This window comes from Brevibacterium zhoupengii (assembly GCF_021117425.1).
In the GTDB taxonomy this organism is placed as follows: Bacteria; Actinomycetota; Actinomycetes; order Actinomycetales; family Brevibacteriaceae; genus Brevibacterium; species Brevibacterium zhoupengii.
Genome location: NZ_CP088298.1, coordinates 573,311 through 589,170, shown reverse-complemented (window position 1 = coordinate 589,170; position 15,860 = coordinate 573,311). Strand labels below are relative to the sequence as shown.

13 protein-coding genes are annotated in these 15,860 nt (G+C 62.4%); 3 read left to right on the top strand and 10 right to left on the bottom strand.

The annotated features are described in order from the left end of the window. Positions 1–12 precede the first annotated feature (12 nt). A complete protein-coding gene (locus LQ788_RS02640; protein ID WP_231445013.1) occupies positions 13–729 on the top strand; it encodes a cache domain-containing protein in 717 nt (238 codons plus the stop codon). Between the two features lie 100 nt (positions 730–829). Here LQ788_RS02640 and LQ788_RS02635 read toward each other — a convergent pair whose 3' ends face one another. The 7 genes from LQ788_RS02635 to LQ788_RS02605 form a co-directional block, all read right to left on the bottom strand. Continuing rightward, positions 830–2,329: an APC family permease gene (locus tag LQ788_RS02635; protein WP_231445011.1), complete on the bottom strand. Its 1,500-nt coding sequence runs from the start codon at positions 2,327–2,329 to the stop codon at positions 830–832. Positions 2,330–2,689: 360 nt separating this feature from the next. Further along, entirely contained in the window at positions 2,690–3,445 is a 756-nt protein-coding gene (locus LQ788_RS02630) for an iron ABC transporter ATP-binding protein (protein ID WP_231445009.1), read from the bottom strand. Then, complete coding sequence (locus LQ788_RS02625) at positions 3,442–4,524, bottom strand: iron chelate uptake ABC transporter family permease subunit (protein ID WP_231445007.1); 1,083 nt, start codon at positions 4,522–4,524, stop codon at positions 3,442–3,444. The genes LQ788_RS02630 and LQ788_RS02625 overlap by 4 nt, the downstream gene beginning before the upstream one ends. 8 nt (positions 4,525–4,532) lie before the next feature. Continuing rightward, the gene (locus LQ788_RS02620; protein ID WP_231445005.1) at positions 4,533–5,594 is read right to left on the bottom strand and encodes an ABC transporter permease; all 1,062 of its coding nucleotides are present in this window, start codon (positions 5,592–5,594) and stop codon (positions 4,533–4,535) included. A gap of 30 nt (positions 5,595–5,624) precedes the next feature. Continuing rightward, positions 5,625–6,617 carry a siderophore ABC transporter substrate-binding protein gene (locus LQ788_RS02615; protein ID WP_231445003.1) on the bottom strand — a complete coding sequence of 331 codons (993 nt, stop codon included), beginning with the start codon at positions 6,615–6,617 and terminating at the stop codon, positions 5,625–5,627. A 195-nt stretch (positions 6,618–6,812) separates the two neighbouring features. Beyond that, positions 6,813–7,778, bottom strand: a complete 966-nt coding sequence (locus LQ788_RS02610) for an inositol monophosphatase family protein (protein ID WP_231445001.1) — start codon at positions 7,776–7,778, stop codon at positions 6,813–6,815. A 444-nt stretch (positions 7,779–8,222) separates the two neighbouring features. Then, positions 8,223–8,378, bottom strand: coding sequence for a hypothetical protein (locus LQ788_RS02605; protein WP_231447540.1), 156 nt, complete (start codon positions 8,376–8,378; stop codon positions 8,223–8,225). A gap of 355 nt (positions 8,379–8,733) precedes the next feature. Here LQ788_RS02605 and LQ788_RS02600 point away from each other — a divergent pair, with 355 nt between their 5' ends. After that, complete coding sequence (locus LQ788_RS02600; protein ID WP_231444999.1) at positions 8,734–11,703, top strand: FAD-binding and (Fe-S)-binding domain-containing protein; 2,970 nt, start codon at positions 8,734–8,736, stop codon at positions 11,701–11,703. A gap of 49 nt (positions 11,704–11,752) precedes the next feature. Here LQ788_RS02600 and LQ788_RS02595 read toward each other — a convergent pair whose 3' ends face one another. Together LQ788_RS02595 and LQ788_RS02590 are read right to left on the bottom strand one after the other, a co-directional pair. Further along, positions 11,753–12,142, bottom strand: a complete 390-nt coding sequence (locus LQ788_RS02595; protein ID WP_009883440.1) for a universal stress protein — start codon at positions 12,140–12,142, stop codon at positions 11,753–11,755. Positions 12,143–12,265: 123 nt separating this feature from the next. Then, positions 12,266–13,258 (bottom strand): helix-turn-helix transcriptional regulator, encoded by a 993-nt coding sequence (locus LQ788_RS02590; RefSeq protein ID WP_231444997.1) that lies wholly within the window; start codon positions 13,256–13,258, stop codon positions 12,266–12,268. 88 nt (positions 13,259–13,346) lie between these two features. Here LQ788_RS02590 and LQ788_RS02585 point away from each other — a divergent pair, with 88 nt between their 5' ends. After that, the gene (locus tag LQ788_RS02585) at positions 13,347–13,943 is read left to right on the top strand and encodes a mycothiol transferase (RefSeq protein WP_231444995.1); all 597 of its coding nucleotides are present in this window, start codon (positions 13,347–13,349) and stop codon (positions 13,941–13,943) included. 101 nt (positions 13,944–14,044) lie between these two features. On the opposite strand, the gene aceB is transcribed toward LQ788_RS02585, so the two are convergent. Next, the gene (aceB, locus tag LQ788_RS02580) at positions 14,045–15,649 is read right to left on the bottom strand and encodes a malate synthase A (RefSeq protein ID WP_231444992.1); all 1,605 of its coding nucleotides are present in this window, start codon (positions 15,647–15,649) and stop codon (positions 14,045–14,047) included. Positions 15,650–15,860: the final 211 nt, after the last annotated feature.

Here is a 15,860-nt window from a genome sequence, read left to right as displayed (position 1 = left end):
GGAAGGGGCGGCATGGCCCACTCACAGGTAGAAGAAGTCGCGCGCGGATTGGCAGCCTGGGTCGAAGACCTCCTCGTCGATCTCGAGCGCCTGGAATCATCCCTCAGCCCGCGGCTCGTCTCAGACTTCGCAGGCGATCCACCTCATGAAGTGAGTTCGAAGACCCGCAGAGCCCTCGGCAAAGACGTCGCCGACTTCCTCGAAGAGCATCCGGGACTCGACGGCGCCGGCCTCATCTTCCAGCTCTCGCAGCTCAAACCGGAAACCGCCAGAATCGAGTGGTGGGTGCGGGATGAAGAGAAGATCAATCGTCGCGATTTCATCCTCGATCCCGACTCCGATCGGTTCTATGACTATGAGTACCTCGAATGGTTCAAAGGCGCCTTCCATGCCGGCACCCGCACCGTGGCCGGACCCTACATCGACCACCTGGGCGTCGACGACTACCTGTTGACAATGGCTGTGCCCTGCTCCGTCGACGGAGTCAAGGTCGGGGTCGCCGGCATCGATATCCTCATGAATGACGTCGAGGCAGAGCTTCTGCGGATCCTCTCACCCATCTCCGGGTGTGCAGTGCTCAGTCGCCACAATCAGGTTCTCGTCGGCAACTCAGCGCAGCTGAGCACCGGAGTGCGCATCGCAGTAATGCCTCCGGGGTATTCCCGAATTCCGATCGCCGTCGACAATGTCGACCTCAGTCTCGTCTACCCGGACCCTCAGCTCAGCTGATTCAGCATCACAGCAGGCAGCCTCCCACATAACGAGAAGCCCCCATGTCATCGGCTGCTGCCGGTGACATGGGGGCTCAGTTCGTCTCTGGCTCAGGCCCCTATAGTCGAGGCTCATGACTTGGTACCGCCGACTGCACAGCGTCTCCGGCTGCGCCCCTGATTCCGCTCCGACGCTCCGGATGAGCGCCGAACAGATAGAGCGCTCCGACCAGGACCACTCCCAGCGTCATGAGGCCCACGATCCAGGCGTCGTACCAGGGCACTCCGGCCACCGGCCAGACGACGATGACCATCGCAAAGACCTGGTAGACGAAGGCTGAGATCGATATCAGCCAACCCCATTTGCCCATGGTGAACTCTCCGCTGGGCTTCCAACCCTTCATGCGAGCTCTCAGCGAGGCGAAGACCACCGACGAGAATGCCAGATAGATCCCGAAGGAAGCGAAGGAGATGATCGCCAGCAGTGCGTTCTCGCTCAGCAGGGAGATGAGAATGACGGCTGAGGGGATGGCACCGGCCACGATGAGGGCGTAAGGAGGCACCGCACGGGTCGGGCTGAACTTGCGCAGGAACTTCGAGAACGGCAGCTGATCATCGCGACCCATCGAGTACATCAGGCGCGAGGCCGCAGCCTGCAGAGAGATCGTGCACGACAGGAACGAGATGAGGACAATCGCCATGACGAGCTTGAAGCCGACTGGCCCGAACGCCTCCATGAAGATCGTCGTGATCGGATCGGGGATCGTCCCGTTGATGATGTCCTCAAAGCTGCCGACTGCCAGAATCAGCCCTAGTGCGATGAACATCGAGGCGAGACCGCCCACGTAGATCGTCATCCGCATGGCTTTGGGAATGACCCGACCGGGATTGCGGACCTCCTCGGCGACGTCGCCGTTGGCTTCGAAGCCGTAGTAGAGGTAGATTCCCATAATCGCCGCGCCGACGAAGGCGACGACGAACGGGGTCTGATCCTGCATGTCGCTCGGGCGGAAGTCCTGGAACAGCACGGAGAGATCATGCTTGCGCACCGTGAGGAGGAGCCAGACACCGATGGCAGCCGATGCGATGATCTCCACGACGAAGCCGACGAATGCGACATTGGCGAGGAATTTGGTTCCGCACAGGTTGGCAATGGTGGCAAGGAAGATGATCAGCAGCGCCAGAAGCACATTGGCGATGGGTGACATCTCGATGCCCAGCAGAGCTCCCAGGAACGGACCCGCACCATAGGCTACCGAGGCGATGGTGACGTTGATGGCGATCATGTAGATCCAACCGCTCATCCACCCCCACTTCTTGCCCCAAAGGTGTTTGTTCCACGGATAGATGCCGCCTGCGATCGGGTACTGCGAGACCACTTCGCCGAAGACTGTGGCCACGAGCAGCTGACCGGCGCCGGCGATGATCAGCATCCAGAAGGCCGGAGGCCCTGCCAGCGCCATAGAGGCCGCGAACGTGGCGTAGACGCCCACGACCGGCGAAAGATAGGTGAATCCAAGGGCGAGGTTGCCCCAGAATCCCATATCGCGTTTGAAGTCTCCGCCTGAGTGATGACCGTCATTGGCCGTACTGGGGACTGAAGTCGATTGAATATCCATGCTCCCGATTCCTTCGTTGGAGTCGAAGCTTGTCGGATCAGCGTTCTTCCGCGTTGCGAGTCGCGGACCGCCGTCTCGACAAAATTCGCCGAACTAAACCTTTGATACTGCGTCTTTAAAGCAAACATGGCGCCGAATAGATTTGATTTCGGATGACGCCATAGCCCCCAGAGCCCGCAACTGCCAGCTTTCCCCCTTGAAATACTAGGGCTCTGGGTTTCACTGTCGAGATGGATCGACAACGATCCATCGTGATAACCAGTTGGAATACTATCAACTCTAGATGTTTAAGCCAATAGACTCAGAGTAACTACTCGGCAACAGTTTCAGCGCCCCTCAAGGCGCGTTGCCGACCGCGGTTCAGTAGTACACGGCCAGCCGACCGCGCGGGCCGTCGATGACCTCGACCGGGGTGTCGAAGACGCGCGAGAGCACCTCGGCGGTCATGATCTCCTCCGGCGTTCCGAACTCGACGACGCTGCCGGTCTTCACAGCGCAGATATGGTCGGCGTAATGACCGGCGAAGTTGATGTCGTGGAGGACGATGACGATGGTCCGCCCCATCTGCGTGGCGGCCCGACGCAGGTGCTGCATCATCTGCACCGAGTGCTTCATATCCAAATTGTTCAGCGGTTCGTCCAGCAGGACGTAGTCGGTGTCCTGAGCCAGCACCATGGCCACATAGGCACGCTGCCGCTGTCCGCCGGAGAGCTCGTCGATGAACCGGTCCTCGAGGTCATTGAGCTCGAGGAAGTCGATGGCCTGGGAGATGATCTCCTCATCGGCGGCGCTCAGGCGTCCTTTGGAATAGGGGAATCGGCCGAAGCCGACGAGCTGGCGGATCGTCAGCCGGGTGATGAAGTGGTTCTCCTGGCGCAGGATGGACACGATCTTCGCCAGGTCCTTCGACTTCGTCGACGACACGTCATAGCCGGCGACCTCGATCGCCCCCTCGTCGATGCCCAGCAGGCGACCGATCATCGTCAGCAGCGTTGACTTCCCTGCGCCGTTGGGCCCGACCAGTGCCGTGACTCCCCCGGCAGGGATCTGCAGATCGACGGGACCGATCTCGACCTCGTTGCTGTAGGACTTGCGGACATCGCTGAGAGTGATCACAGGCGTCCCTTTCTCATGATGACGAAGAGGAATGCGCCGCCGCCGATGACTTCGATGATGATGGAGACGACGCCCTCGGCGTAGAACAGGTTCTTCATGATGAAGTACGCCCCACCCAAGACGACGAACCCGAGGAGGCCCGCCATCGGCAGCACGTATTTGTGGTCGTAGGTATCGGAGAATTGGTAGGCGAGCATCGCGACGAGGAAGCCGAGGAAGATCATCGGTCCGATCATCGACACAGACACGGCCATGAGGATCGAGACGAAGAACAGGACCTTGATCATCTCGAACTTGTGATTGAGCCCCAGGTTGCTGGTTGTGTCCCGCCCGAGAGCCAGGACATTGAGCCGCGAGGACATCATGTAGATCGCAGCACATGCCAACAGGCACAACGGGATGGAGACCGGCAGATAGCTGGAGTCCGAGTTCGAGACCGAGCCGAAGAGTCGGGCCGCGAGGACGTCGAATTCGCTGGGTGTCAGGGTCCGCTGCATGAAGGTTGCGATCGATCCGAGCCCGCCGCCGATGACGACGCCGATGAGCAGCATGATCGCGATGTTGCCGTACTTGCCCGAGAGCAGCCAGCCGTAGAGCGCGAGCGAGAGTCCGACCATGAGCAGCAGCTGCACGGTGAAGGGCACCAGACCTTTGAGGTCGACGATCGCGGTAACTCCGAAGAAGTACATTGCCCCGGTCTGGATCGCGACGTAGAGGGATTCGAAGCCCATGATCGAGGGCGTGATGATCCGGTTGTTCGTCACCGTCTGGAAGGCCACGGTCGCGAACGCCTGGCACAGGGCGACGATTGCGATGACGACGAGGTTCTTCATCCGCATCTGCGCGATGAGCCAGAAGCCCTCGTCGGTGATCGGCATCGGGTTGTCCCAGGCCAGAAGGCCGAACGCGATGGCCACCGAGGCGACGATGAGCCCGGCCATGATCGACCAGTACCGCCACTTTGATTTCGACGTGGCCAAGGACCCGGAGGATCGCCGAGGTGGACCTGTGGTCCGCTGCGAGTGATTCGCCACCGAGGTGGTTGTGGATGCTGTGGACTCGGTCGTGTCTGCGCTCATGGTGTGCCTCAGCCCCGCTTTCGCTGTCGCAGGAGGAGTCCGACGAAGACTGCGGCACCGACGATTCCGAGGATGACGGAGACGGGCAGTTCGAAGGGCACGATGATGACTCGGCCGATGAGGTCGCAGACCGTGACGATGGCGATGCCCAACAAGCAGACCCAGGGCAGATTGCTGCGCAGATCATCGCCGCGGATCATCGACACGATGTTGGGCACGATGAGGCCGAGGAACGGCAGGCTGCCGACCACCACCGTGACGACACCCGTGGCGATGGCCACGAGGATGGTGCCGATGAGGATGACCTGGCTGTAGTTGAGTCCGACGTTCGTCGCGACCTCTTTGCCCAGACCGGCGACGGTGAAGCGGTCGGCGGCGATGAAGACCGCGATGACGACGATGACGACGACCCACAGGATCTCGTACTGGCCGCGCAGGATGGAGGTGAAGCTGCCGGCGAACCAGATGCCCAGGCTCTGGAGCATATCGGTCTGGACGGCGACGAAGGTCGAGATCGCTCCGACCACTGCGCCGAGCATAATGCCGATGATGGGCACGATGAGCGACGACTTGAGCGAGACTCGGCGCAGGAACAGGAAGAAGACCAGTGTGCCGATGAAGGCGGCGATGATGGCGCCGATCATTCGTGCCAGGATCGAGGCATCCGGATAGACGATGACGGTGAGCATGAGGCCCAGCCCGGCCCATTCCGTGGTGCCGGTCGTCGTCGGTTCGACGAACCGATTCTGCGTCAACAGCTGCATGACCAGGCCGCACATGGCCATCGCCGCGCCGGAGAGGACGAGGGCGATGGTGCGCGGGACACGGGTGATCTGGAACATCTCGGCTCCCCCGTCACCGCCGAAGATGTCGTAGACACCGGTGACCAGTGAGAGGACGAGGAGGAGCAGAACGACAACAATGCCCACCGCCAGCTTCCAGCTCACCAGTCGGTTCTTCGTCTCCGCAGAATTCTTCCTCGCCGAGGTGGCCTCGGCTGCCGCGACACCGGCCGCCCCCGAGGTGGGGGCGGCCGTGTGATCGGCAGAGCCGTTGCGTGTACTCGTCATTCTCGCGATCTCAGATGCGGTCTATCGGTATTACTTCTGCTCTTCGAGCTTGTCCGCGAAGGAGTTGAAGAATTCGGTGTAGGTCTGGATGCCTTCATTGAGGTAGGTGTCCTGCGGGAAGTAGACGATTTTGTCGTCCTTGACCGCGGGGACGTCCTTGAGTGCTTCGGACTTCTCCAGCACCTCGGCGGCAGGCGCCGATCCTTCATCGCGCTCCTCGGGTGCGAATGAGGCGTCACGGTCAAGAACGACCATGAGGTCGGGCTTTGAATCGGCAATCGCTTCGACGGAGATGTCATCGCCCTGATGATCTTCGCTGCTCGCTTCGACCTCGAGTGCCGGGTCGAGACCGAGGATGTCGAAGACCGGCCCGACGGTTCGTCCGACCGAAGGAGCGGCGTAGCCGATGTCACCCGCCGAGGTGATGAGGCCCATGGCGCTGTCATTGCTGTCATAGGCGGCCTTGGCTCGTTTCACCGAGGCATCGTAGTCGTCAATGATCTTCTGCGCTTCGTCCTGTTTGCCGAAGACCTCTCCCAGAGTGGTCGTCTGGCGTTTGAGTTCGGAGCCGAAGTCCTCGCCGTCGCGGGGGTCGAGCTCGAGAACGGTAGCGTCGGGAGCCAACTTCGCGAGATCGTCATGGAACTGCGCGAACCGCTGACCATTGATGATGAGGTCTGGCTTGGCCTCGACGACCTTCTCAAGGTCAGGCTCGCGGTGCGAACCGAGGTCGAGGACCGAATCGTCATTCGTGTAGCTGAGATCCTCAGACATCAAGGAGACAGCGCCGGCGCTGAGTTCGACGCCCCAGGTGTCGAGAGTCTCGAAGGTACGGTTGTCTGTGGCCACCACAGAAGCAGGAGGGCTCGCCACGCTCTGCGCTCCGTTGTTGTCCTCGATGTCGATGGTGCTGCCGGTTTTGGCGTCGGCGCCGGTGTCATCGGCGGCTGCTTGGCCGCAACCGGTCAGAGCGAGTGCAACCACACCGGCCAAGGCGGTGTAACGAAGGCGAGACGAACCCATAGTGATCTACTTCCTGCAAAAGTCATTGACGTCAGATGAACACGAACCGTGAATTAGCTTAGCCTAAGCTTCACACAATACGTGACAGTAATCTAACGTTATTCATCTCACATTCACTGCGGGCATAGTCAGGCAGTGAGCCAGAACAGCCAGCGTGCCAGAACAGGGGGAATCGCCCAGCCAGATCGAGGGCTGTCAGATCGAGGCGATGAGTCGTCGCACTTCCTGCTCGGATTCTGCTGCGGCGGTGGGGCCACCGGATCCACCACGGTGGACATGGGCACCGGCCTCGGCAGCGATAACCCCGCCCCCGGCATAGTCGTAGATTCCCAGTCCTCGTTCGGCGTAGCCGTTGACCTTGCCTTCTGCGAGCATGCACAGATCGATGGCTGCCGAACCGCAGCGGCGGATATCGTCGTAGCCGTCCATAAGGGTCAGCAGCTTTGCCAGCTGCGGACCGCGATTGTCCCCGGTATAGGCGAAGCCGGTTGCCAGCAGTCGGCCCGAAAGCTCGGCCGGCGTGCCGTGCAGCCGTCGAGCAGGGATGGCTGGTGTCGCTCCTCGGAACCCGGACAGCTTCCCCTCGACGCGGTAGGCGCCCTGACCCTTCGCACCTAGCCAAGTGGCATTCAGCCCCGGGGATGCCACGAGTCCGATGAGCCACCCCTCCTCATCCAGTCCTCGCCCATGGTCTCCGCCTGCCACGCAGACACCGACGGAGAACGCATAGTGCTCGATGTTGCGCACGTAGTTGACGGTGCCATCGATGGGATCGACGTGCCATTCCAGGGGCTGACCGTCATCGCTCATGTCGAGCAGGTCATTGCTGCCGGGATCAAAGCAGTTGAGTCGGCTCAGAAGCTGGGTGTCGAAGAAGCCGGTGGGATCCAGCGCTGGGGCACCTTCTTCGCCGACCATGACGTCAGCGGGTCGAACCTTCGCCAGGTAGCCGCGGACCAGTGATTCGATCTGCGCATCCGCGAGAGTCACGAGGTCATTGGGTGAGGTCTTCGTGTCCACCACCGAGGCGTCAAGCTGCGCGCCGAGGGAACTGCGCCAGGCCACCATCTGCTCCCACGCCATCGTGGCCAGATCCGAGGCGATCCGGATCAGGGGAAGTTCACTGACATCACTGGGCAGAAGATTTGTCTCGGAGCTCATGGCTCAACTCTAGTCGGCCCTCGCCGACCACCTCGTGTAACAACACTGCAATACAGATGCGAGTGTGTACTTCTTGTATCTAAGCCGCTCAGACACCCTGTCAGGGACGACTGCTGCTGAGAATTCCACCAACTGCACCTCACTGCGGAGAACTGAAATCGACGATCTGAAAGCAAGCTTTTCGATCACATTCGTTCGCATTCAGGACGACTTTTCAATACCCGAGTGCAATCGCTCCGTTAATGTCACATGCACGCTCTTCACATGGTTTCCACAATAAAGAGGTCTTGTTATCAGATAGTAATAAAACGAATGACTTCGACCATGACTCAACGCCCGAGGCGGGCGCCCGCGCCGATCACCTCATTGTGATGCGCGGGCAGCATTGCCCACCTCGGTCGACCTGCAGCGTTTGAGCGCTTCACCAGCACCCTGCTGGCCTTATTATGCGGTGGCTGGAGCTGATTTTGCGGCATCGGGGCGCTGAACCTGCCCATGCCGACGCACGATCTCCTGCACCGCCTGCGATGAGGTGCCTGCCGCCTCGGCGATGGAACCGAAGGTCGCACCCTCTTCACGGGCGCGAAGAATCGCCATCACGTAATCAGTGTTGATTTTTGCACGCTGACGAGAAACCTTCCGGACCGCACCAACTAAGGCTGTCTGATCAACTGTTAATTCACGGGCTCGACGCGACATGGTTTCTTCCCTTGCTTACGACTCTGGCTCGATGCCATCTAATGATGTAGTTCCATTAAATACCATGCATATGACAATAATCCAATAATTCCCGAATTACAGAAGAGAAGGCGCTTTTCCGGCACCTTTTTATAACAGTTCAATAACATCCCGGCTCGATTTCCCTGGAGCGGCGACCAGCTCCGGACAGAGTCGGCGCTGTCCCACGCTGAGCTCGGGAGTACACGGGAAATACGTGAAGTGGCACAATGCGAACATGACGACTTCGGCGCAGAGCACTGGTGCACTTCGAACGTCTGCGGAGACAGAGATGTCCCTCGCCGATGTTCTCTCGACCGAGCTGAGGACGGCGGGCGTCCGTGACTTCAGCGTCGATGACACCGACCGTGCCGCCTACACCTCGGATGCGTCCCTGTTCCGTTTGGTCCCGCAGGCCATCGTGTTCCCGCACGACGAAGCAGACGTCTCGTCCACGCTGGCCATCGCACGTCGGTTGGGTGTTCCCGTCACCAGCCGCGGAGCCGGCACCTCGATCGCCGGCAATGCGATCGGCACTGGCATCATCCTCGACTTCTCCCGCCATATGAATGAGGTCCTCTCACTCGACCCCGACGCACAGTCGGCCTGGGTCCAGGCCGGATGCATCCACGCCCATCTGCAGGCGCAGGCGCGACCCCACGGATTGCGCTTCGGCCCTGACCCCTCCACCCACACCCGCTGCACGATCGGCGGAATGATCGGCAACAATGCCTGCGGACCACGTGCGCTGGGCTACGGTCGCACCGGTGACAACATCCTCGCCCTGGTCGTCATGCTCGTCGACGGCACCGTCGTCACCCTCGACGACACCGACTCCACAGAGACGTTCCCGCGCCTGCACGAGCTCGTTGCCGGGCAGCTGGGCACCATCCGGACGAACCTGGGCACCTTCTCTCGTCAGGTCTCCGGATACGGACTCGAATCCCTGCTGCCGGAGAACAACTTCGACCTGCGTCGAGCCTTCGCCGGGTCCGAAGGCACCTGGGGCATCGTCCTCGCCGCGAAGATGCGTCTGGTCAGGGACCCAGCCCATACCGCGGCGGTGGTGCTCGGATATGAGGACATGGTCGCGGCCGCGCACGACGCTCCCCTGCTCAAGGGTTTCCCGGTCGCGGCCTGCGAAGGCCTCGACAAGCGCATGCTCGATCGGGTCATCGAGACCAAGGGCGCCGAGGCGGTCCCCCGTCTGCCCGAGGGCGCCGGCTGGCTCGTGGTCGAGCTCACCGGCGAGGACGAAGCCGAGCTGGTGGATGAGACGAAACGGCTGATCCGCGAATCTGCTGCCTTGGACTCTGCGGTGCTCGGTGCCCATGCCGCCGCCGAGGTGTGGGCGATCCGTGCCGACGGTGCCGGACTCGTGTCGCGGACACCCGATGGTCGTGACGCCCACGCCGGGTGGGAGGATTCGGCGGTTCCGGTGGACAACCTCGGCGACTACCTGCGTGATCTCATGGACCTGCTCACCGAGCATGGGCTGTGGGGCATTCCCTACGGTCACTTCGGTGACGGGTGCCTGCACATGCGTGTGGACTTCCCGCTCGAAGACCCCGACGGTCCGGAGGTGATGCGGACGTTCATGGTCGCTGCGACGAAGCTCGTGGCCCGCTACGGCGGGTCCGTCTCCGGTGAGCATGGGGACGGCCGGGCGCGATCCGAGCTGCTGCGTCTCGTCTATCCGCCGGCGGTGCTCGATCTGTTCAAGGAGGTCAAGGAGCTCTTCGACCCGCAGTATCTGCTCAATCCGGGGGTCATCGTCGATCCCGATGCGCTGACCGAATCGCTGCGACTGACCCAGCTGCCGCTGCGCGAGGAGCTGCCCGGAAATCTGGCGATGAGCTACGAGGGTGAGTCCGCCGGGTTCGCCTCGGCTGTGCATCGGTGCACCGGTGTCGGCAAGTGCCGCGCCGATTCCGCCGACAGTGGTGGCGTCATGTGTCCGTCCTACCAGGCCACGCGCGATGAACGGCATTCCACCCGTGGTCGTGCCAGGGTGTTGCAGGAGATGGTGTCCGGGGATCTCCTCGATTCCTCCTGGCAGTCCCCCGAGGTCGCCGACGCCCTCGATCTCTGCCTGTCCTGCAAGGCCTGCGGCACCGAGTGCCCGACGGGGACGGACATGTCCACCTACAAGGCCGAGGTCCTCTATCAGTCCTATAAGGGCAGGCTGCGCCCGATGAAGCACTATTCGCTCGGGTTCCTCCCGCAGCTGGCACGCGCCATCACTCCCCTGGCGCCGGTGGTCAACCGCGTCTCAGGGCTGCCTGGGCTCACGAGTGTCGCCAAGAAGATGGCCGGGATCGATGTCCGCAGGTCCATTCCCCAGTTCGCGGCCACGACCTTCCGTAGGTGGTGGAAGACCTCAGGCTCCGCCCCCGCCGAGGTGGGGGCCGCGACGATGACACGCGAGGTCGTTCTGTTCGCCGATTCGTGGTCGAATCATTTCGCTCCTCGCATTCTCGCTGCCGCCGTGGCCGTGCTCGAGCGTGCTGGTGTCACCGTGCGTGTCATCGACCAGACCGTGTGCTGTGGCCTGCCGCTGATCTCGACCGGGCAGCTCGACGCGGCGAAGGCGAATCTGGGAGAGACGATCAGTGCACTCGATGCGACCGGGGATGTGCCGATCATCGGGGTCGAACCCTCATGCTTGGCGACCCTGAAGGACGATTCGCAGAAGCTCTTGGCAAATGAGGCCTCGGCCCGGGTCGCGGCACGGGTGCAGACCTTCGCCCAATACCTGCTCAGCGTCGGCGCCGAACTCCCGCACCTGGATGGGGTCGAGGCTCTCGTGCAGCCGCACTGTCATCAGTCGGCGATCTTCGGCAACGCCGCAGACAAGGAACTCCTGGCCCGAACCGGTGCCGCCTCGAAATTCCTGGGCGGGTGCTGCGGACTGGCCGGAAACTTCGGCGTTGAAGAGGGCCACTACGAGACCTCGGTCGCCGTGGCCGAGGTGGCTCTGCTGCCGGCGCTGCGCGAGCAGGAGGCGCTGCGTGACCGAACCCCGAATGCGGTCGGGGCCGGTGGAACTGCGGGGACGGGAGTCGTTGCCGGCGCTGGTGACCGCGCCCGGGTCGTTCTCGCCGATGGCTATTCCTGTCGCACTCAGATCGCCGACCTCAGCAACGCCCAGGGCGTGTCACTGCCGGAGCTCCTCGCCTGGGGCTGGGGTCTCGAACCCAGCCGCTAGTTCAGCGAGGCGTATCGCCTCGAGTGGCTGGAAGCTGCGGCTTGAACCCTCAGGCCTTGGCGGTGAGGACCGGGACCTCTGCCTCGAGCAGGATCCGCTGTGCCTGTGAACCGAGGATGAACTTCCCGATCGCCGAGCGTTTGCGCAGTCCGATGACGATGAGCTGAGCGTCGTGTTCTTCGACGAGTTCGTTGAGCGTTCCCGGCAGGTCGTCCTCGTGATCGGGCTGGAGCACCTCAACCTCGACGTCTGAATCCTTGCCCAGAGAGACGATGCGGTCGATGACGTCTTGGTCGATCTCGGTTGGGGTTCCACTGGCTCCGCGTCGTTGGGAGTTGATCACGACAGCATTGCTCGACCGAAGTTTGGCCTCTGCGAAGCCCGCGCGCAGAGCCGCCTCACCCTCAGGAGCAGGAAGATAGCCAATGAGAATCGTCATATCGAGAAGTATATTGGCTCGGCCCTGATTCGTTCATTCCCGTATCATCCACAGGACATCCCACGGTCACCGCCGCCGCACTCCAAGACCGGCCGCGCCCCGTATCCAGGCGCACATCACCGCTCAGTCCGTTCGGCCGCGCGCCGGTTCCGTGCTGCCGGTTCTGCTCACGTGAGCCGCCCGCTGTCCCAGTTCACGCAGCGCACCGAGCAGTTCCGGTGGCTCGATGACCCGGAAATCCACGGGAGTCGCGGCAGTGATCACGGCCGCCCACGCCAGGTCCTCGACCCCGAATTCGACACGGGCACCGTCGCCGGACTTCGTGATCGTCGCGGTCCGCGTCGGAAACCACGCCTTGGCCTCGGCCACGGTGGCGTCCACGTCCAGGATCACCGTGTGGCGGTACGCAGCGGTTGTGACAGCGGAACTCACGGCCACCTCGGCGTCGGGATGGTCTCTGGGAGCGAAGGCGAACGTCGTTTCGTGGATCTCACTCATCCGGTCAAGCCGGAAGACCCGCCAGTCGCTGCGGGTGAGATCCCAGGCGTAGAGGTACCAGTGCCCGCCGAGGACGACCATGCGCACCGGCTCCACGCGGCGCTGCATCGTCTCGGATCTCGTCTCTGATCTGGTCGGGCGTTGTTTCTCATGGGCGAATGTGAGGACGTTTCTCGACGCGATCGCCGAAGTGGTCGTCATCACCGCGGTCATGTCGACGCCGGGTTCATGACCGGGGAGGACAGACACGGCCGTGCTGATGTCCCCGATTGTCCTGTGCATGGCCGGAGGCAGCATTGTGCGCAGCTTCGCGGTGGCCGATTCCGCATCAGACGTACTCAGCCCGGCGCCATTGAGCAGGGCCAGACCGACGGCTGTGGCCAGGGCTTCACCGGTCTGCAGCTGCAGTGGAGGCAGGACCGTGCGCGAATGGGCGCGGTATCCGCCAGCGGCTCCGGGGAGGGATTCGATGACATAGCCGAGTTCGCGCAGGCTCGCGATGTCGCGGCGGATCGAGCGTGGAGTGACGCCGAAGCGTGCGGCCAGTTCACTCGCGGTGTAGGTCCGTCCCGCGGAGAGCATCCCCAAGAGGGACAATAGGCGAGATTCAACGGTCATAGCGGACATTATATGTCCGCATAGGTGGAGACACTGGTATCAACGATCCGGGGACGACCGGATCGACGACACACGATCAGGAGCTCTCATGGCATTCTTCGCCCCGTCAGTCACGACCGAAGCCGACGCGTTGTTCACCTACCTCGAGCAGCAGTGCACGCAGCTCAAGCTCACGGCCCTCGACCTCACCGATGAACAGGCTCGCAGCACCCCGACCACGAGTGGGCTGAGCATCGCGGGCCTGTTGGCCCATGCGGCGCAGGTCCTCAACGGGTGGCTGCTGCAGGTGAAGGAGCCTGAGCGATACATCGATGAAGAGGAGTATCCGACGATCAACGACGGGCTCGGACTCGATGGAATGTTCGATGGATCAGCGGTTCCTGACCTCGACATCGCCGAGGTGGTGGTGATCTTTGAGAAGAGCATCGCCGAAATCGAGGTGGCTCGTCAGGCTGTCGAAGTCAATGGAACCGACCTGGGCACCGTGGTTCCGATGCCGGGCAATCCCTGGATGCCCAAGGACTTCGTCATGAACGTCCGGTGGATACTGTGCCATCTCACCACAGAGATCGCTCGCCATGCCGGGCATGCCGACATCATCCGCGAGTCCATCGATGGGGCGATCTCCTACCAGCTCAACGCCCAGGCCGACGGCCAGCCGTGGCCTCCCGCTGAGTGGAGCTGAGCTCTTCCGCTCGAGCTGAGCCGAAACAGAGAGACCCGGATGTCGGACCGCAGCCTGTCGAGTGGCTGCTGTCCGACATCCGGGTAGTCGGTGAGTTCAGATCAGGCCGCGAACACCGCACCCTTCGACACCCTGTCGACCAGGTGGTCGGAGTAGGCGGGCATCGTGAGGAATTCGGGGAAGTCCTCACCCAGTGCGCTCTTGCGGAAGACCTCAACCGCTTCCGTGTAGTGGTCGGCGGGGTGGCGCTCGATGACTGCGAGCTCCTCGCCCATGTAGCGCTCGACCAGGTCGCGGGTCAGCTGCTTGCCGTTGTCCAAGGTCACCGAGTGGCGGATCCACTGCCAGATCTGGGACCGCGAGATCTCTGCGGTCGAGGCGTCCTCGAGCAGGTTCTCGAGGGCAACGTTGCCGGTGCCGCCCAACCATTCGTTCATGTAGCCGATGGCCACGCGGATGTTGAGGCGAACACCTTCCTCGGTCACCGTCTTGTCCAGTCCCGACACGTCGAGCATGTGCTCGGCGCAGGCGTGGGCGTCGACGCGGCGGTTGTCGAGCTGGTTCGGCTTGTCGCCGAGTGCTGCGTCGAAGACCTCCAGCGCGTCATCGACGAGTCCCGGCTCGGCCACCCAGGTGCCGTCGAAGCCGCGTGAGGCTTCGCGAGCCTTGTCTTCGCGCATCTTCACTATTTCTGAAGCCACGAATTCCTTGTCCGGGTGCGTGGTCATGAGGTTGCTCATGGTGCCGATCGCGTGTGCTCCGCGACGGTGGCAGGTTGAGACGAGACGGTCGGCGAATGCCTGCAGCAGCGGCAGTCCCATGGTCAGGTGCTCACGATCCGGCAGCACCCACTCCGGGGAGTTGCGGAAGTTCTTCACCAGCGAGAACAGGTAGTCCCAGCCGGCTGCGTTGAGTCCTGCACAGTGGTCGCGCAGTTCCCACAGGATTTCTTCCATCTGGAACACGGCGGTGATCGTCTCGATGTGCGCCGTGGCCCGGATCGTTCCCTGCGGCAGGCCCATGTAGTCCTGAGCGAAGACGAAGATCTCGTTCCACAGGCGAGCTTCGCGGAAGGATTCGAGCTTCGGCAGGTAGAAGTAGGGTCCCGAACCGCTGTCGACGAGCCGGCGGGCGTTGTGGAAGAAGTAGAGACCGAAGTCGACCATGGCGCCCGAGGTCTCTGTTTCCCGGCCCTGGCCGTCTACGTGGAGCAGGTGCTTCTCGGGCAGGTGCCAGCCGCGGGGGCGCAGTCCGATGGTGGGCTGCTGGCGGTTGTTCACGCCGGGCAGATTGCCGCGGATGGCGTTGAACAGGTTGAGCTGTCCGCCGATGATGTTGGCCCAGGTCGGGCTGGTCGCGTCTTCGAGGTCGGCGAGCCAGACCTTCGCACGGGAGTTCAGCGCCGCAATCACTTCGGGTTCGGAGACGGGGCCGGTCAGCTCAACGCGGCGGTCTTCGAGACCGGGAGCTCCGGTCGAGCCGGCGACCTTCCAGGTGGTGTCGGCCCGGATTCCGGCGGTGTCGGGGGTGAACCTCGGGAACGTGCCGTTCCGGATGCTCTGCGCCTGACGTCCGCGGACACCGAGAAGTTTGCCCAAACGGTCGCTGAAGCGATCGTGGAGTGCCGCGATGAAGTTGAGGGCGGACTCCGAGAGGATTGTGTCGAAGCCTGGTTCGATGGGGGCGTTGATTTTGATGTGAGACATGGGGCTTCTCCTCACCCGTCGGAATGTGTGCTGCTGATGTGTGGTGCGATGGCGGTGATGCGGTGCTTCGATGGTGATGGTGCTGCTGTGTGTTGGTGGTGCTGCTTGTGTCGCCGAGGTTGTGGTTGGTGTTGAGATGACCGGTGGGCCGGCGCGGATCAACAGTGCAAACCCCGTGAAAACACTGTCGACCCGCGCCGAGTACTAGGTG